16 protein-coding genes are annotated in these 17,081 nt (G+C 63.1%); 8 read left to right on the top strand and 8 right to left on the bottom strand.

Translation table 11 applies throughout. The features are described from left to right. Nucleotides 1-99: 99 nt before the first annotated feature. Entirely contained in the window at nucleotides 100-657 is a 558-nt protein-coding gene (locus tag ACK59Z_RS06055) for an NAD(P)H nitroreductase (protein WP_003254557.1), read from the bottom strand. 102 nt (nucleotides 658-759) lie between these two features. Here ACK59Z_RS06055 and ACK59Z_RS06050 point away from each other — a divergent pair, with 102 nt between their 5' ends. After that, on the top strand, nucleotides 760-2,214 hold the full coding sequence (locus tag ACK59Z_RS06050; RefSeq protein ID WP_004576878.1) for a TrkH family potassium uptake protein: 1,455 nt from the start codon (nucleotides 760-762) through the stop codon (nucleotides 2,212-2,214). On the opposite strand, the gene ACK59Z_RS06045 is transcribed toward ACK59Z_RS06050, so the two are convergent. Further along, on the bottom strand, nucleotides 2,171-3,232 hold the full coding sequence (locus tag ACK59Z_RS06045) for an AraC family transcriptional regulator (protein ID WP_003254561.1): 1,062 nt from the start codon (nucleotides 3,230-3,232) through the stop codon (nucleotides 2,171-2,173). The two genes, ACK59Z_RS06050 and ACK59Z_RS06045, sit on opposite strands and share 44 nt — an antisense overlap. 153 nt (nucleotides 3,233-3,385) lie before the next feature. Here ACK59Z_RS06045 and ACK59Z_RS06040 point away from each other — a divergent pair, with 153 nt between their 5' ends. Next, on the top strand, nucleotides 3,386-3,697 hold the full coding sequence (locus tag ACK59Z_RS06040) for a DUF962 domain-containing protein (protein ID WP_003254563.1): 312 nt from the start codon (nucleotides 3,386-3,388) through the stop codon (nucleotides 3,695-3,697). Between the two features lie 38 nt (nucleotides 3,698-3,735). Here the strand turns inward: ACK59Z_RS06040 and ACK59Z_RS06035 are convergent, their stop codons facing one another. Continuing rightward, nucleotides 3,736-4,533 (bottom strand): UDP-2,3-diacylglucosamine diphosphatase, encoded by a 798-nt coding sequence (locus tag ACK59Z_RS06035; RefSeq protein ID WP_003254566.1) that lies wholly within the window; start codon nucleotides 4,531-4,533, stop codon nucleotides 3,736-3,738. Between the two features lie 127 nt (nucleotides 4,534-4,660). On the opposite strand from ACK59Z_RS06035, the gene ACK59Z_RS06030 reads away from it, so the two are divergent. Next, the gene (locus tag ACK59Z_RS06030) at nucleotides 4,661-5,428 is read left to right on the top strand and encodes an AraC family transcriptional regulator (protein ID WP_409292622.1); all 768 of its coding nucleotides are present in this window, start codon (nucleotides 4,661-4,663) and stop codon (nucleotides 5,426-5,428) included. Nucleotides 5,429-5,647: 219 nt separating this feature from the next. Next, nucleotides 5,648-6,538 (top strand): DMT family transporter, encoded by an 891-nt coding sequence (locus tag ACK59Z_RS06025; protein ID WP_003254570.1) that lies wholly within the window; start codon nucleotides 5,648-5,650, stop codon nucleotides 6,536-6,538. Here ACK59Z_RS06025 and ACK59Z_RS06020 read toward each other — a convergent pair whose 3' ends face one another. Further along, entirely contained in the window at nucleotides 6,539-6,820 is a 282-nt protein-coding gene (locus ACK59Z_RS06020; protein ID WP_012051562.1) for a SelT/SelW/SelH family protein, read from the bottom strand. It abuts the gene before it with no gap. A gap of 67 nt (nucleotides 6,821-6,887) precedes the next feature. Between ACK59Z_RS06020 and ACK59Z_RS06015 the strand changes: the two genes are divergently transcribed. Continuing rightward, complete coding sequence (locus ACK59Z_RS06015) at nucleotides 6,888-9,074, top strand: patatin-like phospholipase family protein (RefSeq protein WP_108192210.1); 2,187 nt, start codon at nucleotides 6,888-6,890, stop codon at nucleotides 9,072-9,074. Nucleotides 9,075-9,107: 33 nt separating this feature from the next. Here ACK59Z_RS06015 and ACK59Z_RS06010 read toward each other — a convergent pair whose 3' ends face one another. Then, entirely contained in the window at nucleotides 9,108-9,545 is a 438-nt protein-coding gene (locus ACK59Z_RS06010; RefSeq protein ID WP_003254575.1) for a MarR family transcriptional regulator, read from the bottom strand. 151 nt (nucleotides 9,546-9,696) lie between these two features. Further along, nucleotides 9,697-11,844, bottom strand: a complete 2,148-nt coding sequence (recQ, locus tag ACK59Z_RS06005; RefSeq protein ID WP_064492110.1) for a DNA helicase RecQ — start codon at nucleotides 11,842-11,844, stop codon at nucleotides 9,697-9,699. Between the two features lie 243 nt (nucleotides 11,845-12,087). Here recQ and ACK59Z_RS06000 point away from each other — a divergent pair, with 243 nt between their 5' ends. The 3 genes from ACK59Z_RS06000 to ACK59Z_RS05990 all read left to right on the top strand — a co-directional run bounded on the left by ACK59Z_RS06000 (nucleotide 12,088) and on the right by ACK59Z_RS05990 (nucleotide 14,718). Next, nucleotides 12,088-12,675 (top strand): YecA family protein, encoded by a 588-nt coding sequence (locus ACK59Z_RS06000; RefSeq protein WP_003254577.1) that lies wholly within the window; start codon nucleotides 12,088-12,090, stop codon nucleotides 12,673-12,675. A gap of 7 nt (nucleotides 12,676-12,682) precedes the next feature. Beyond that, a complete protein-coding gene (locus ACK59Z_RS05995) occupies nucleotides 12,683-13,048 on the top strand; it encodes a YbaN family protein (RefSeq protein WP_003254578.1) in 366 nt (121 codons plus the stop codon). Between the two features lie 311 nt (nucleotides 13,049-13,359). Beyond that, complete coding sequence (locus ACK59Z_RS05990; protein ID WP_019750698.1) at nucleotides 13,360-14,718, top strand: TolC family outer membrane protein; 1,359 nt, start codon at nucleotides 13,360-13,362, stop codon at nucleotides 14,716-14,718. A 62-nt stretch (nucleotides 14,719-14,780) separates the two neighbouring features. Here ACK59Z_RS05990 and ACK59Z_RS05985 read toward each other — a convergent pair whose 3' ends face one another. Together ACK59Z_RS05985 and ACK59Z_RS05980 are read right to left on the bottom strand one after the other, a co-directional pair. Next, on the bottom strand, nucleotides 14,781-15,380 hold the full coding sequence (locus tag ACK59Z_RS05985) for a tRNA-uridine aminocarboxypropyltransferase (protein ID WP_108192209.1): 600 nt from the start codon (nucleotides 15,378-15,380) through the stop codon (nucleotides 14,781-14,783). Between the two features lie 64 nt (nucleotides 15,381-15,444). After that, nucleotides 15,445-17,010 (bottom strand): PAS domain-containing methyl-accepting chemotaxis protein, encoded by a 1,566-nt coding sequence (locus ACK59Z_RS05980; protein WP_070096451.1) that lies wholly within the window; start codon nucleotides 17,008-17,010, stop codon nucleotides 15,445-15,447. Nucleotides 17,011-17,081: the final 71 nt, after the last annotated feature.

Below are 17,081 nucleotides of genomic sequence, written 5' to 3'. Positions count from 1 at the left end.
TAAACCCGCTCCTACAGGGGATTGTGGATGCTGTTGTAGGAGCGGGTTCACCCGCGAAAAGGCCGGAAGCCTTGATACCTGAATCAGCCCAAGGCCAGGTTACTCACCCCAGCCACTGACGAAATCAGCCGTTTCCAGCACCGGCGCTGTCCGCGGCTCGGTCAGCGGCGTGCCGACGTACAGGTAGCCGATCAGCTCCTCGTTCTCGGCCAACCCCAACCCCTTGTGCACATGGGCATCGAAGGCCATGTCACCGGTACGCCACACCGCGCCGATCCCCTGCGCGTGCGCAGCAATCAGAATACCGTGCGCCGCACAGCCCGCCGCCAGGCGCTGCTCGGACTTGGGCACCTTGAAGTGGTCCTGCAACCTGGCCACCACCACGATCAGCAACGGCGCCCGCAGCGGCATCGCACGGGCCTTGTCCAGTGCAGCCTGGCTGGCATCGCCCTTGTGCTGCACGGCTTCGGCGAACAGCTCACCCAGCTTCTCGCGGCCCTGGCCTTCGATGGTAAGAAAACGCCACGGCCGCAGCTGGCCGTGATCCGGGGCGCGCAGGGCAGCCTGGAACAGCGCCTCGCGCTGGGCGGCATTGGGCGCCGGGTCGGTCAGGCGTGGCACGGAAACACGGTTGAGCAATGCGTCGAGAGCCTCCATCGGCTACCCTCCTGGCAGTTGAATGTGCGGCCATTCTAGCGTTTACATCACCAGACCCATAGGTAGAATGGCGCCCTTCCGTTTCGAGTCTGAGCAGATCACATGGCGTTGCCGACCTTAAGGATCATTGGTTTCATCATCGGCATCTTCCTGATTACCCTGGCCGTCGGCATGGCCGTGCCCATGGCGACCCTGGTGATCTTCGAGCGCACCGGTGACATGCCGTCGTTTCTCTGGTCGAGCCTGATCACCTTCATCGCCGGCCTGGCCCTGGTGGTGCAGGGGCGCCCGGAGCATGTACACCTACGCCCACGCGACATGTACCTGCTGACCGTCAGCAGCTGGCTGGTGGTGTGCGTATTCGCCGCGCTACCGTTCCTGCTGACCCAGCACATCAGCTACACCGACGCCTTCTTCGAAAGCATGTCAGGCATCACCGCCACTGGCGCTACCGTACTCAGCGGGCTCGATAACATGTCACCGGGCATCCTCATGTGGCGCTCGATGCTGCACTGGCTCGGCGGTATCGGCTTCATCGCCATGGCGGTGGCGATCCTGCCGCTGCTGCGCATCGGCGGCATGCGCCTGTTCCAGACCGAATCGTCCGACCGCTCGGAAAAAGTCATGCCGCGCTCGCACATGGTCGCCAAGTCGATCGTGGCGGTTTACGTCGGTTTCTCCATTCTTGGTGCGTTGGCCTTCTGGTGGGCAGGCATGAGCCCGTTCGATGCGATCAACCACGCCATGTCGGCTATCTCTACGGGTGGGTTCTCCACCTCCGACCAGTCGTTGGCAAAATGGGATATCCCGGCCGTGCACTGGGTGGCGGTGGTGGTGATGATCATGGGCAGCCTGCCGTTCACCCTTTACGTAGCCACCCTGCGCGGCAACCGCAAGGCGCTGATTCGTGACCAGCAGGTACAAGGCTTGCTGGGCATGCTGGTGGTCACCTGGCTGGTACTGGGCACCTGGTACTGGTACAGCACCAACCTGCACTGGCTCGACGCCCTGCGCCACGTGGCGCTGAATGTGACCTCTGTGGTCACCACCACCGGTTTCGCCCTGGGGGACTACAGCCTGTGGGGCAACTTCTCGCTGATGCTGTTCTTCTACCTGGGCTTCGTTGGCGGCTGCTCTGGCTCGACCGCCGGCGGTATCAAGATTTTCCGCTTCCAGGTGGCCTACATCCTGCTGAAGGCCAGCCTCAACCAGCTGATTCACCCGCGCGCGGTGATCAAGCAAAAATACAACGGTCATCGCCTCGATGAAGACATCGTGCGTTCGATCCTGACGTTCTCGTTCTTCTTCGCTATCACCATTTGTGTCTTGGCGCTGCTGCTGTCGCTGCTGGGCGTGGACTGGATGACTGCGCTGACCGGTGCCGCCGGCACGGTTTCGGGTGTAGGCCCAGGCCTGGGTGAAGTGATCGGCCCGTCGGGCAACTACGCCACGCTGCCTGACGCGGCCAAATGGATTCTGGCGGCCGGCATGCTGCTGGGTCGACTGGAAATCATCACGGTGTTGGTGTTGTGCATGCCGGCGTTCTGGCGTCACTGAGCACTTCGCCTTCCGCGCCCAGGCGGGCGCGGTACTCGCTGGGCGTGGCATCGAACCAGCGGCGGAACGCCCGATAGAAGTTGCTGGGGTCGGCAAAGCCCAGCAGGTAGGCGGTTTCCAGCAAGGTCATGCCCGGCTGGGCCAGGTATTGTTCGGCCAGTTCGCGGCGGGTGTCGTCAAGCAAGGTCTGGAAGCTGGTGCCTTCCTCCTGCAGCCGCCGTTGCAAGGTGCGCTGCGACAGGTGCAGGGCCTGGGCCAGGGTTTCGCGCTTGGGCTCACCCTGCGGCAGGATGCGGCACAACACCTGGCGTACGCGGTGGCTAACCCGACTTTCGGAGAAGCGTGCCAGGTACTCGCCGGCAAACCGGTCGTGCAGCACCGCCATGGCCTCGTTCGCGGTCGGCAGCGGCGCCTCCATGTCGGCCCGCTCGAACACCAGTGCATCATGTGGGGCGCCGAACACCAGCGGCGAATGGAACGCCACCTTGTAAGGCTCGACATTCTTCGGCTGCGGCCCCTGCACCAGTACCCGCCGCGGCTGGACCGGCCGGCCACTGAGCCATTTGCACAGCGCCAACGCACAGGCCAGCGACGCTTCGGCGCTGTGCCGGGTTGGCGGCAGGTGGTCACCGTGCACGGTCAGAATCAGCGAATAACCCTCGGGACCGAGGACGAAACTGAGGTCGGAGCTTTCGGCGATGATGCGCTGGTAGCGCACCAGGCGCTCGAAGCCCTCGGCCAGGGTGCGGCTGGACATCAACGCATAGCCCACCACATGGAACGACGCCGGGCGGACCACCCGTGCCATGTTCAGGCCGATGGCCTCATTGCCCGACAGCTCCACCGCCAGCAGCCAGAGGCGGGTCATGGAGTCTTGCGGAAAACGTGCATCGGGGTCGTCGAGGGCGGCAAAGTCCAACCCCAATTGCTTGAACATGGCTCTGCAATCCAGCCCTTCCAGTTCAAGTGCCTTCACGATCCCTGATGCCCAACTGGCTGACGTTGTTCTTTCGCTCATGACAGGCTTCTTTTACCAACCGCTCCTGCGGTGAACCCCAAGGATACTCATTTGGCGCCTATTGTCACTGGTAGGCCCCGTCAGTCACTCTAGACTCGAATCAGGCTCCACGCCGTGTATCTTGTCCAGAAGTATTAATCCCGGAGCACTGCCATGAACAGCACAGCGCAGTTTCGCAGTTTTGCCGAGTTCTATCCGTACTATCTGGGGGAGCACAGCAACCCCACCTGCCGCCGCCTGCACTTCGTCGGCACCAGCCTGGTGATAGCGCTGCTGGCCTACACCATTGGCAGTGGCAAATGGTTGCTGCTGCTGGCCGTGCCGGTGTTCGGCTATGGCTTTGCCTGGGTCGGGCACTTCTTTTTCGAGAAGAATCGGCCAGCGACCTTTACCTATCCGCTGTACAGCCTGGCCGGGGATTTCGTGATGTTCCGGGATATCCTGCTGGGCAAGCTCAGGCTGTAAGCGTCCGAGGCCGCTTGGCGGCACTCTGCCCTCGGCCCCTAAGCCGGCTCGCGCAACGCCGCCACGGCCTGGGCTTCGGCCAGCCGATACAGTTCGACGCTGCCATCCCAATGCTCGATCAGGGCCGTGCACGACTCCACCCAGTCCCCGCAATTGAGGTAGTCCACCTCACCCACCTTGCGGATCTCGGCATGATGGATATGCCCGCACACCACTCCATGAAACCCACGACGGGTGCATTCATGGGCAATGGCATTCTCGAAGTCGCTGATGAAGTTCACCGCGCCTTTCACCTTGTGCTTGAGGTACGCCGACAGCGACCAGTAACCATAGCCATACCGCGCTCGCCAGTGGTTGAGCCAGCGGTTGAGCACCAAGGTGAATTCGTAGGCGCGATCACCCAGAAACGCCAGCCAGCGGTGGTAACGGGTAATCACATCGAACTGATCGCCATGGACCACCAGCAGTCGGCGGCCATCGGCTGTCAGGTGCTCGGCCTCGTCTACCAGCTGAATGTTGCCCAGAATCAACTTTGAGTAGCGACGTAGGAATTCGTCATGGTTGCCGGTGACGTAGATCACCTCGGTACCGCGCTTGCTCATGGTCAGCAGCCGGCGGATCACGTTGGTGTGGGCTTGCGGCCAATAGATCCCGCCGCGCAGTTTCCAGCCATCGATGATATCGCCCACCAGGTAGACGCGGTCAGCCTGGTAGCCCTTGAGGAATTGCGACAGGTGTTCGGCCTGGCAGTCGCGGGTACCCAGGTGCACGTCGGAGATCCACAGGGTACGCACGCGTTGCTTGCGCGAGGGGCGGGACAGTTCGGCATGGCTCATAGGCAGGCTCCGGCGCAGTTTGCTGGAGACTGGCAGGCGTACATGACAGCGCCATGGCAAAACAGTGACGAGTGATGGCGTGCAGGGATTGAGGCACAATGGGCGCCTGCCCTGCGAGGAAGCCCCCATGACCGCCGGCCCGATCCTCTCGCTGCGCCATTACCGCGACAGCCTGATCGCCCATAGCCACGAACACCCGCAACTGGTGTTCGGCCTGCGCGGCCGCCTGGAGTTCGAGGTCCAGGGGCATGGCGCCGGCATCGATCGCCAGGGGCTGATCGTGGTCCCGGCGGGTGCTCATCACACGTGCGCCAGCGATGCCGGCAGTGATTGCCTGGTGCTTGATGTGCCAGGGGAGCCTTGGCTGCGCGAGCACCTGGGCGAGCATGCCGATGCCAGCCGCCGCCTGCTCGACCGCCCCGCCGCCGTGAGCCTGGATGAGCGCCAGCAGCAACTGGTGGACTGGCTGGCGACCAGCCCCGTGCACGACCCACTGATTGCCAGGCAAGGCGCGGCACTGCTGCTGGCCAGCCTCAACGCCACGGCGGCAGCCAGCGTGCACGCCAGCCAGCGCCTGCCCTACAGCGCCTTCGATGCGCATATCGAGCAACATGCGGCTTACCCGCTGCAGGTAGCTGACCTGGCGCGCATCGCCGGGCTGTCCAGTGCCCGGCTGCATGCGCGCTTTACCACTGAGTGCGGGATGACTCCGATGGACTACATTCGCCAGCGGCGTTTGCTCAAGGCGCGGCGGCTAATCGTGCAGACCGTGCTGCCGATGGGCGAAATTGCGGCGCAGGTGGGGTATAGCTCGCAAAGTGCCTTTTCAGCGGCGATGCTACGGGCGTTCGGGTGTACACCTTTGGCTTTGCGGCGAGAGTTTGGCGATAACTGACAGCAGTCTTGCGACAGAACGTGTTCGCCTGAGGCTTTAGACTTTGCCTTTACCGACCCTTTCGCGGGTAAACCCGCTCCTACAGGATGCCCCCGCCTGAAGGTTGTGCAAAACCTGTAGGAGCGGGTTTACCCGCAAAAGGCCCGGCACACCTGTAGGAGCGGGTTCACCCGCGAAAGGGCCGGCACTGCCTGTAGAGATCTTCATCAAGGACCCATCATGAACCACCGCACCGCCCTCGGCGCACTGCACATTGGCGCGCTGTTCTTCGGCCTTACCGGCGTCTTCGGCAAACTGGCCGCCAGCGCCAGCCCGGCGATCATTGTCTTCGGTCGCGCCGCCTTCGCCGTACTCGCCCTGGCCCTGTTCGCCAGCCTGGCCGGCCCGGGCTGGCAACGCGTGAGCCGCCAGGATACGCGCCGCCTGCTGCTCGGTGGTGTGCTGCTGGCCGGCCACTGGGTCAGCTTCTTCATCGCCGTCAAAGTGGGCGGCGTAGCCATCGCCACCCTCGGGTTCGCCAGCTTCCCGGCCTTTACGGTGATCCTCGAAAGCCTGCTGTTCCGCGAGCGTATCCACCGTAACGAAGCCGTCTTGGTCGTGCTGGTCAGCATTGGCCTGATACTGGTCACACCGGCATTCGACCTGGCCAGCGAAGCCACCGGCGGCCTGCTCTGGGCACTGCTCTCGGGCCTGCTGTTCTCGCTGCTGTCACTGACCAACCGGGCCGGCTCCGGACGTTTGCCTGCAGTGCAGGCCGCACTGTGGCAAAACCTGGTGGTGGGCCTGTGCCTGCTACCGTTCGCGGCGCCCGGCCTGGCCGACGTTGCGACCCTGGACTGGCTGTGGATCGCCCTGCTCGGCATTTTCTGCACGGGGGTGGCGCACAGCCTGTTCGTCGCCAGCCTGGCAGTGATCAAGGCGCGCACCGCTGCGGTCGTGTTCGGCATGGAGCCGGTCTACGGCATTGCCGTGGCCTGGGCAGTGTTCGCCGAAACACCTACCGTGCGCATGCTGCTGGGCGGCGCGCTGATCATCTTCGCCATCGTGCTGTCCAGCCGCCTGGCTGCCGAGCAGCCGCCCAGGCAGCGGCCACTGACCGAGGGCGCCTGATCAGCGGTCGTTGTGACCAAGGTCACGCTGCGGGTCGACCAGGTCGCGCACCCGCTGCTTCAGTGCCTTCGCCTCGGGGAAACCGCCGTCGGCCTTGCGCTCCCAGATCTGCACGTCATTGCAGGTGATGCGGAAGACCCCCCCGGTGCCCGGCTCCAGCGCAACCCGGCCAAGGTCGTCGGCAAAGGTGCTGAGCAGTTCCTGAGCCAGCCAGGCCGCACGCAGCAGCCACTGGCACTGAGTGCAATAGGTGATGACGATTTCCGGCTTGTTGTCAGCCATGGTGAAACATCTCCAGGTAAGGGGCCGCTTATACTAGCGGTCTTTAGCCCACGGTTTGAGAGTCACGATGCGCCGTCTGCTGTTCTGTTTTCTGCTCGCACTCACCTCGCTTACGGCAATCGCTGCGGAACCCGCCAGGCCCAAGGTCGGCCTGGTGTTGTCTGGCGGTGCTGCCCGTGGCCTGGCCCACATCGGCGTGCTCAAAGCACTGGAGGAACAGGGTGTGCGCATCGACGCCATCGCCGGCACCAGCATGGGCGCGGTGGTCGGCGGCCTGTACGCCTCGGGCTACAGTGTCGAAGAGCTGGAAAAACTCGCGACCACCCTTGACTGGCAACAGGCGCTCTCCGATGCCCCGCCGCGCAAGGATGTGCCGTTCCGGCGCAAGCAGGATGACCGTGACTTCCTGGTCAAGCAGAAGCTCAGCTTTCGCGACGACGGCAGCATGGGCCTGCCGCTGGGTGTGATTCAGGGCCAGAACTTGTCACTGCTACTGGAAAGCAAACTGGCGCATACCGCCGACACCCGCGACTTCGATAAGCTGCCCATTCCTTTCCGCGCCGTGGCTACCGACATCGCCAGTGGCGAAAAAGTCGTGTTCCGCCGGGGTCACCTGCCCCAGGTAATCCGCGCCAGCATGTCGATCCCCGCCGTGTTCGCCCCGGTCGAACTGGACGGCCGCCTGCTGGTGGACGGCGGGATGGTCGACAACATTCCGGTGGATGTGGCCCGCGAAATGGGCGTGGACCTGGCCATCGTGGTCGACATCGGCACCCCGCTGCGCGATCGCAAGCAATTACTGACGGTGGTCGACGTGCTGAATCAGTCGATCACTTTGATGACCCGGCGCAACTCCGAAGAACAACTGGCCAGTCTGCACCGCGACGACATCCTCATCCAGCCATCGCTGACCGCCTTCGGCGTGACTGACTTCGGCCGTGCCCGCGACATGATCGACGCCGGTTACCGCGCCACTCGCCTGCTTGACCCACGCCTGGCCACCCTGCGCCAGCCCGAGGGCGACGCCAGCCTGGCCGTGGCCCGCTCGCCGCGCCAGCGCACGCCGGTAATCACCGCAATCCGGATCGAAAACGACTCCAAGGTCAGCGATGATGTAATCCGCTCGTACATCCGCCAGCCAATCGACGCGCCGCTGGAACTGGGCCGCCTGCAGACCGACATGGGTACGCTGTATGGCCTGGACTACTTCGACAGGGTGCAGTACCGCGTGGTGCACAAGGGCAACGACAATACCCTGGTGATCAACGCCCGGGGCCGACGCGGCGGCACGGACTACCTGCGCCTGGGCCTGAACCTGTCCGATGACCTGCGCGGCGACAGCGCTTTCAACCTGGGCGCCAGCTACCGGGTCAACGGCATCAACAGCCTTGGCGCCGAATGGCTGACCCGCGGCCAGATCGGTGACCAGCAAGCGCTGTACAGCGAGTTCTACCAACCCCTGGATGTGGGCTCACGCTACTTCATCGCGCCGTACCTGGACCTGGGCTCGCAGAACATCGAAGCCACCCTGGACAACGACCCGGTCGCCGAGTATCGCCTGGAACGCTATGGCTTTGGCCTGAACGTAGGCCGGCAGATCGGCAACAGCGGTGAAGTGCGCCTGGGCGTGGGCAAGGCCTGGGGCGAAGCCGAGGTGCGCATCGGCGACCAGGACCTGCCCAAAGTCAGTTTCAACGAAGGTTTCTACGAGCTGAAGTACTCGTTCGACACCCTCGATAACGTGTACTTCCCGCACCATGGCGAGGATATCGGCCTGACCTTGCGCAAATACGACAAGTCGCTGGACTCCGACCAGGATTACCGGCAGTGGCTGTTCACCCTGGACAAGGCCATCAGCAGCGGGCCGAACACGTTCGTACTGGGTGGGCGCTACGGGCGCACGCTGGACGACACTGAAGTGGTGACGTCGAGCTTTGTGATGGGCGGGGCGCGAGAGCTGTCAGGCTTCCGCCAGGACTCGGTATCGGGGCAGAACGTGAGCCTGCTGCGCATGGTCTATTACCGCCGGCTGACGCCACGGGCCTATGTGCCGCTGGACTTCCCGCTGTACATCGGCGGCTCGCTGGAGCGAGGGCGGGCGTGGAACAACGACAACGAATTTGACAGTGGGTACATCAATGCGGCGAGCATCTTCCTGGGGCTGGAGACGCCTCTAGGGCCGCTGAACTTCAGCTACGGCGCCAACAGTGCGCATGAACAAGCGGTGTACCTGAACCTTGGGCACACCTTCTGAGGCTTGCACTGCACCTGCAACGATGGGGGGAGCTCAGGACTTTTCGAGGTTGGCCAGGATCTTGGCATGCACGCGCATACAGACCTGCAAGTCCGCCTCGTCCACGCCGGTAAACAGCTCTACCCGCAGTTGGTTGGCGATGGTCTCGATCTGATCGATCAACGGCTTGGCCGGCGGGCACAGCACGATCTTCTTCGCCCGCCGATCCTCCAGCACCGCCTGCCGGCGCACCAGCCCTTGCGCTTCCAGGCTGTCGAGCAGACGCGCCAGGGTCGGGCCCTCGACACCTACGCTCTGGGCCAGCTCACGCTGGGTCGGGGCGTCTTCGAAGCGCGCCAGGTGCAGCAACACCAGCCAGCGCGCCTGGGACAGGTTGAGCCCGGCCAGGCGGCGGTCCAGCTCGGCACGCCAACCTCGGGACATCTGGGCCAGTTGCATGCCAAAGCGGTGTTGGTTGTCGTTCAGGGGCATAAGGAACTCATTGGAGTAGATCTAATTATTAGGCAGCTAACCATGCCCTGCCCCACGAGGCAAGGCTCGGCCATGGTTACGCGTTCGATAATCGTCAAAAAGCATGACAAAGGTCAGCAGATGGCGCTTCTGCCTTCGATCCTGCATGCGTTTACAATTCGAATTCCGCCGCCAGCGCTGCGCGCACGCAATAAAGTACGCCCTCCGGCACCCGCGCCCCGAACTGCGGGGCAATGGCCGACACCGGTGGCAGCTCACCCTCGCCATCAAGAAAGGCGTCCTGCACCTCCATCATCAGGTCTTCCGGCAAGTCGATGGCCTGGTCCAGACTCAGCTCCTGGCGGCCCAGCGCCTCGGCCAGCAGGCTATACACATTCTTCTCGCTGCAGTTGAGCTGCCCGGCGATCTGCGCCGGGGTCATGCCGGCACGGGCCAGGCTGACCAGTTCGTGGCGCAGGTCGAGCACCACTTTCGGTGCCTCGTCGGTGCCACCGCTGCTGTTCAGCACTTCGAGGAACGCCTGGCCGTAGCGCTCCAGCTTGCGCGCCCCCACACCGCTGACCTGGGCCATGTCGCTGAGGCTGACCGGCTGGCTGCGCAGCATCTCCAGCAGTGTCGAGTCGGGGAAGATGACGTAGGGCGGCACACTGTGTTCTTCGGCCAGCTTGCGGCGCAGGGTACGCAGCGCTTCCCACAGATCGCGCTCTTCGGCACGCACCAGCTGGCTGGCCGGGCTGCCGCCGCTGGACGACGAGGTTTTGGCCGTGGTCTGCGGTTTGAGATCACGGCGCAGTTGCAAGGTCACCTCGCCGCGCAGCAGCGGCCGGCAGCTGTCGGACAGGCGCAAACCGCCGTAGCCTTCCAGGTCGATATCGACCAGGCCGCGCGCCACCAACTGACGGAACAGTGAACGCCACTCGACCTCGGCCAAGCCTTTGCCAACGCCGAATACCGACAGCTTCTCGTGGCCGAAATTGCGCACCTTCTCGGTGTCCTTGCCCAACAGCACATCGACCAGGTGACCAACACCATAGCGCTGGCCGGTGCGGAACACCGCCGACAGCGCCTGGCGGGCCGGCTCGGTAGCGTCCCAGGTCTGGATGTTGTCGACACAGTTGTCGCAGTGCCCGCACGGTTGTTCGAGGATCTCGTCGAAGTACGCCAGCAGCGACTGGCGGCGGCAGCGCGTTTCTTCGCACAGCGCCAGCATGGCGTCCAGCTTGTGCTGCTCGATGCGCTTGTGGCGCTCGTCGCCTTCGGAGTTCTGCAGCATCTGCTTGAGCATCACCATGTCCTGCAGCCCGTAGGCCATCCAGGCATCGGAGGGCAGGCCGTCACGGCCGGCCCGGCCAGTTTCCTGGTAGTAGGCTTCAAGCGATTTGGGCAGGTCGAGGTGAGCAACGAAGCGCACGTTGGGCTTGTCGATACCCATGCCGAAAGCAATGGTAGCGACCATGATCAGCCCTTCCTCGTTGAGAAAGCGGTGCTGGTTGGCCGCACGTGTCTCGGCGGCCAGGCCGGCGTGATACGGCAGCGCAGGGAACCCCTGACTGCAGAGGAAGGCGGCGGTTTCGTCGACCTTCTTGCGCGACAGGCAGTAGACGATGCCTGCGTTGCCACGACGTTCGCCGAGGAAGGCCATCAACTGCTTGCGCGGTGCCTCCTTGGGCACGATGCGGTAAAAGATGTTGGGCCGGTCGAAACTCGACAGGAAGCGCTCGGCGCCTTGCAGGTGCAGGCGCTGAACGATCTCCTCGCGGGTTCGCATGTCGGCCGTGGCGGTAAGCGCAATGCGCGGCACATGCGGAAACAGTTCGGCCAGCTGACCCAGTTGCAGGTACTCGGGGCGGAAATCGTGCCCCCATTGCGAAACGCAGTGGGCCTCGTCAATGGCGAACAGCGAGATGTCCAGATCGCGCAGGAAGTCGAGCATGCGCGGCTGCACCAGGCGTTCCGGCGCCAGGTACAGCATCTTGACCTCACCACGGCGCAGGCGCCCGGCCAGTTCACGCTGCTGCTCCGCCGTCAGGGTAGAGTTCAGGGCGGCCGCAGACACACCCAGCTCGTCAAGGGTGGCGACCTGGTCGTCCATCAGCGCGATCAGTGGCGATACCACCACCGTCAAGCCCGGGCGCAGCAGCCCCGGCACCTGGAAACACAGCGATTTGCCGCCACCGGTGGGCATCAGTACCAAGGCATCGCCGCCATTGGCCACGCATTCGATGATCGCTGCCTGGCGCCCACGGAAACTGTCGTAGCCGAAGATGTCCTTGAGAACGCGCTGAGCCTGTTCGAGCATGTGCAACTCCAAATCGCCGTACCATCCTGGATAAAGGCTGGACGAAAAACCCGCCCCGCACACGCCAAATGCGTAAGCGGTTTTTGCCAGGCAGCCGTTAAAACCTGCCCCTGGATGAAAAATCGCGGAGTATACCGCAGCACCGCGCTGCACATGCACCGCGGCGATAGACGTTCCCTTTGCCCCGCTGCCGCTGCAAGGTGCTAGAATTCGTTATCGTTTATTCCCCAAGGTAGCCCTGTAATGTCCTTCGCCGAGCAACTGACCCGCCTGCAAGCCTTCCTCGACGCCGACGAGCTGCACGAAGAAGCGCTGGACTATGTCGCCGCACACGGCTACCTCACCGCTCTTTCGATCAACGCCGAGGACGTGCCCGAGCGCGAGTGGATCGACGCCCTGTTCGCCGAGGAGCCGCACTACGCCAGCGAAGCCCAGCGCACCGAGATCGAGGCCACCCTGGTGGCGCTCAAGGCGCACATTGCCCGCCAGCTGGCCAGCGACGAAGAATTCGACCTGCCCTGCGAGCTCGACCTGACCGATGAGCCGGACGATTCCGACCTGCGCGGCTGGTGCATCGGCTTCATGGAAGGCGTGTTCCTGCGGGAAGAGGCGTGGTTCGAAAACGCCGAGGAAGAAGTCAGCGAAATGCTGCTGCCGATCATGGTGGGTTCGGGGTTGTTTGACGAACAGCCAGAGTTCGCCGATATCGCCAGCAACGCCAACCTGCAGGATGACATGATCGTGCAGATCCCTGAGGCACTGAGCGCACTGTTCCTGCTGCTGCACGCCCCTGACGAAAAACCGGCGCTGCTCAAGCCACGCCACCACTGAGCAACCTGTGCGCTACCTGCTGCTGGCCACTGGCTGGCTCAGCGTCGCGCTGGGGGTGCTGGGGATATTCCTGCCGGTCTTGCCCACCACCCCATTCCTGCTTTTGGCGGCGGCCTGCTTTGCCCGCAGCTCGCCGCGCTTTCACCACTGGCTGGTCCATCATCCCAAGCTGGGACCATGGATCCGTGACTACCTCAGTGGTGAAGGCATCCCCCTCAAGGGCAAGGTCTACGCCATCGGCCTGATGTGGGCCAGCATTGGCCTGTCGTGCTACCTGGTCCCGCTGTTCTGGGCACGTACCTTCATGCTGACCAGTGCCGTACTGGTTACCCTGTACCTGCTCAGGCTGAAAACCCTGCACAAGCCAAAGTGACAATATTTTGTCGCCAAATATCGCTTTCGCCTAATCAACACCTTCTTTATCCGAATTAGTTCTGGAACCGCGTGTAGACCTTGTATCCATGGGTTTTCAAGGCATTTCCCGCCTTCGTTCCGTGCCCTTGAATACACACTTATTAGACAACAACGATCTTATATGGCAATTTGATATGAATAAATCTTCTTATCTATCGCGTTGAATGTACTTAGCTGTGTTGTTAAAAACCTGCAACACTATACGCGATACGTTTATCGTCATTTTTTTGGCGAACAGCAGGATCAATTCCAGGATCAGGGAGATGTACCATGCGCGTTTTGAACCCCATCACCAGTGCTTTACTGTTGGCCCTGGCGAGTGCCAACGTACAGGCGATGTCGATTACCGAGGCTGTCCAAAGCGCCGTGGACTACCACCCACAAGTCAGCTCCAACCGTAACAGCAAGCTGTCGGCCGATGAAGACGTGAAGTTCGCGCGTGGTGGCTACTACCCTTCCGTGGACCTGGTTGCCGGTTATGGCCGCCAGCGCTCGGACAACGCCACGACCCGTGCAGCGGGTAATCACAACAAGGAAACCCTCAACTACACCCAGTCCGAACTGCGCCTGCGGCAGATGATCTTCGACGGCTTCAACACCGCGAATGAAGTGGGCCGCACCGAGGCGGTCTCTACCTCCCGCGCCTATTACACCCAGGCCGTTGCCCAGGATGTCGCCCTGCGTGCAGTCGAGGTCTACCTGGAAGTGCTCAAACGCCGTGAACTGGTGACGCTGGCCAAGAACAACCTGCAAGCTCACCTGCGCGTCAACGACCAGATTGGCCTGCGCAACGAGCGCGGCGTCGGCAGCACTGCCGACCTCGACCAGTCCCGCGCCCGTCGCGCCCTGGCGGAAAACAACCTGGACACCGCCGAAGTCGACCTGGCCGATGCCGAGGCCAACTTCTTCAGCGTGATCGGTCGCGCCCCGGACGAGCTGGAAAGCCCGCAGAGCATCAGGGGCGAGGTGCCAGGCACCCTCGACGAAGCCCGCGACGGCATGCGCCAGAACAACCCGTACATCAAGTCTGCCCAGGCTGACGTCAACGCCGCCGAGCGGCAGTACGAAGTGGGCAAGTCGACCTTCTACCCGCGCTTCGACGCCATTCTGGCAACCGGTGCCAACAACAACACCGGCGGCGAGAAAGGCCACAATAACAACGACTGGCAAGCTGGCGTGGAGATGAACTACAACCTGTTCCGCGGTGGCAGCGACAAGGCTCGCCTGCAGTCCGACGCGCACAAGATCAACCAGGCACTGGACATTCGCAACAACGCCCTGCGTGAGTTGACCGAAAACCTGAGCCTGGCGTGGAACGCCATGAACAACGCCAGCAAGCAGCTGCCAACCGCGCGCGAATACGCCGAGACCACCAAACGTGTGCGCGCGGCCTACCAGGACCAGTTCGGCCTGGGCCAGCGCACCCTGCTGGACGTCCTCGACAGTGAGAACGAGCTGTACAACGCAGACCGTCGCTACACCGAGGTGCGTTATACCGAAGAGTTCTCGCGCTACCGCGTACTGGCGACCATGGGTGAATTGCTGAGCAAACAGCATATTTCGTTGCCACCAGAGGCGCTGGCGACCACCGAAGTCCGCACCGAGGCGCGTCTGCCTGAGATGCGTTGAGCGGGTTTTAGGTAGCGGGGCTGCTTTGTGCTGCGAATGGGCTGCAAAGCAGCCCCCAACCCTCATTCGCGGCCATGATTACGCTGAAAAGTCTCTACGCCCATGGCCCTGATCTGCCCCTCGATCAACGCCTCGAACGGCGCCAGCAGTGCATCGAAACAGGCCGGTTGCTCCAGCGTGTTCAATGCCCCGACCACCGCCTCGATCGTCGACAATGCACCCGCCTCCGGCGCTTTGCGCAACCGATAGCGTGAAGCGACCACCTGCCCCAGCGTCACCCGTGGCAGCCCCCCCAGCAACGGGTTCAGGTACAGCAGCTTGCGCGCCTTGCGCCAGGTACCGTCGGGTACGATGAGCAGCAAAGGTTTGTCGCCCGCCTCGCCATAAGCTGTGAGCACCTGGGCGTCATCACCCGGGAACAGCAGCACCGGGTGGTATCCGGGGGTGGCGAGCAAGTCATGCAGGTCATCGAACACCTCTCCAATCCGCAACTCGGCATTGTTCAGGCCAAGGGCAGCCAGGCGCGCCGTGTTCAGGGCATGGGCAGTTTCACTGGGGTGCTGCAGCAGGATCACACGGGTGCGGCTGTCGAGCGCGGGGATCAGTGGGCATAGGCAATGGTCGAGCGGGCGCTGGCAGCGCTCGCAGCGGGGTCTGGGCATGGCGGTCTCCTTGGCGGGGACAGTTTGCCACATAACCGGGGCCCGCTTTGCGGGCCCCGCGATATCAACGGTTGAACCTTTCCGCCAGGCTATGCAGGTACTCCGCCATGCGCTCGAGGTCCTGGCTGATTTCCGCGCCTTGCCTGGCTTGCCCGGCACTCTGGTCGCACAGCTGGGCAATTCTCACGATCTGCTGGTTGATGTCTTCAGCCACATGGCTCTGTTGCTCCGATGCCGTGGCCATCTGCTGGCTCATGCCAGTGATGCGGCTGACCGCCAGGGCAATCCCGCTCAGTGCCGCCTGCACCGCCTCGACACTGTGCACACTGTCCCGGGAAATCTGCTCGCCCCGGCTGGCAGTGCTCACCGCTCGCTCCGCCCCGGCCCTCAACGAGGCAATGATATGGTGGATCTCTTCGGTCGACGCGCGGGTACGCTGCGCCAATGACCGCACCTCATCAGCCACCACGGCGAACCCCCGCCCTTGCTCACCGGCGCGCGCCGCTTCAATGGCGGCGTTAAGCGCCAGCAGGTTGGTCTGCTCGGCAATCGAAGTGATCACGTCGACCACGCTGCCAATCGACTGGGTCTGCTCGGCCAAGGCGTTGACCGCCTGACCAATGTCATTGACCGCGTCGCTCATGCTGCCCATGGCTTGCAGGCTCTTCAGGGCCAGCTCGCTGCCCTGCTGCGCCAGTTGGTCGGCATCACCTGCCGCGTGTGCCGTGCTCTGCACGTTGTGGGTGACCTGCTGGATGGTTGCCGCCATCTGCGCGATCGCCGTGGCGGACTGGTCGGTCTCGCTGCGCTGCCGGTCGAGCATCTGCGCCTGGGCATCGGACAGGTCGGAAGACTGCGCCGCCCGCGACTTTACCCCGACACCGGCATCCACCAGCCGGGTCAGGGCCGTTTGCAGGCGGGCTTCTTCGCTGATGATGGCCAGGTCGAGCTGGCCCTGCAGGCCTGGGTTGTCGCTGTAGGTCAGCGCCACCAACGGACTGGTAAAGGCCTTGGGATGCTCAGCCAACGTGCGGCGAATGGCCTGGTTCTGCCGGTGCTCGACCCAGTACCAAGCCAGCAGCAGACTTGCCATCAGCACCGCGAGCGCCGCATAGGGGGGCAACCAAAGGTAACCCGCCGCCGACAGCAGGCCTGCGCCGATCAGTGGCCAGCCATGTCCCAGGCCGTGCCCCAGGCGAGCAGCCCACGGCACTGGGCCGCGACCATCACGCAAACGCGCATACAGTGCCTCGGCACGGCGGATCTGCTCGCGCGTGGGCACCGAGCGCACCGACTCGTAGCCACTGATCCGGCCTTGTTCGTATATCGCCGTGACATAGGCGCTTACCCAATAGTAATCGCCGTTCTTCGCCCGGTTCTTGACGATGCCCATCCAGGGTTTGCCCTGCTTGATGGTCTCCCACATGTGGCCAAACACCGCAGGCGGCATGTCCGGGTGGCGCACCAGGTTGTGCGGTTGGCCGACCAGCTCGTCATAGGTAAAGCCGCTGATTGCCACAAAGGCGTCGTTGCAGTAGGTGATTCGGCTGCCGAGGTCAGTCGTGGAAATAAGGCGTTGATCGCCGGGGAAGGTTCTTTCGTGCTCAGTGACGGGCAAATTCATGCGCATCTTGGGCGATCCTTGCAGGATGAAATAAGGGGAAATCATCAGCGCAAGTTGATATGTAGCAGAGCGCTATC

Origin of the sequence: Pseudomonas sp. KCJK9058 (assembly GCF_046230975.1) — a bacterium.
GTDB classification, from domain to species: Bacteria; Pseudomonadota; Gammaproteobacteria; order Pseudomonadales; family Pseudomonadaceae; genus Aquipseudomonas; species Aquipseudomonas alloputida.
This window is presented reverse-complemented; position numbering and strand designations above follow the sequence as displayed.

Bases quoted from the DNA above. Each gene is read 5' to 3' on its own strand.
- ACK59Z_RS06055 (WP_003254557.1), bottom strand. From the start codon at position 657: ATGGAGGCTCTCGACGCATTGCTCAACCGTGTTTCCGTGCCACGCCTG.
- ACK59Z_RS06050 (WP_004576878.1), top strand. From the start codon at position 760: ATGGCGTTGCCGACCTTAAGGATCATTGGTTTCATCATCGGCATCTTC.
- ACK59Z_RS06045 (WP_003254561.1), bottom strand. From the start codon at position 3,232: ATGAGCGAAAGAACAACGTCAGCCAGTTGGGCATCAGGGATCGTGAAG.
- ACK59Z_RS06040 (WP_003254563.1), top strand. From the start codon at position 3,386: ATGAACAGCACAGCGCAGTTTCGCAGTTTTGCCGAGTTCTATCCGTAC.
- ACK59Z_RS06035 (WP_003254566.1), bottom strand. From the start codon at position 4,533: ATGAGCCATGCCGAACTGTCCCGCCCCTCGCGCAAGCAACGCGTGCGT.
- ACK59Z_RS06030 (WP_409292622.1), top strand. From the start codon at position 4,661: ATGACCGCCGGCCCGATCCTCTCGCTGCGCCATTACCGCGACAGCCTG.
- ACK59Z_RS06025 (WP_003254570.1), top strand. From the start codon at position 5,648: ATGAACCACCGCACCGCCCTCGGCGCACTGCACATTGGCGCGCTGTTC.
- ACK59Z_RS06020 (WP_012051562.1), bottom strand. From the start codon at position 6,820: ATGGCTGACAACAAGCCGGAAATCGTCATCACCTATTGCACTCAGTGC.
- ACK59Z_RS06015 (WP_108192210.1), top strand. From the start codon at position 6,888: ATGCGCCGTCTGCTGTTCTGTTTTCTGCTCGCACTCACCTCGCTTACG.
- ACK59Z_RS06010 (WP_003254575.1), bottom strand. From the start codon at position 9,545: ATGCCCCTGAACGACAACCAACACCGCTTTGGCATGCAACTGGCCCAG.
- recQ (WP_064492110.1), bottom strand. From the start codon at position 11,844: ATGCTCGAACAGGCTCAGCGCGTTCTCAAGGACATCTTCGGCTACGAC.
- ACK59Z_RS06000 (WP_003254577.1), top strand. From the start codon at position 12,088: ATGTCCTTCGCCGAGCAACTGACCCGCCTGCAAGCCTTCCTCGACGCC.
- ACK59Z_RS05990 (WP_019750698.1), top strand. From the start codon at position 13,360: ATGCGCGTTTTGAACCCCATCACCAGTGCTTTACTGTTGGCCCTGGCG.
- ACK59Z_RS05985 (WP_108192209.1), bottom strand. From the start codon at position 15,380: ATGCCCAGACCCCGCTGCGAGCGCTGCCAGCGCCCGCTCGACCATTGC.
- ACK59Z_RS05980 (WP_070096451.1), bottom strand. From the start codon at position 17,010: ATGCGCATGAATTTGCCCGTCACTGAGCACGAAAGAACCTTCCCCGGC.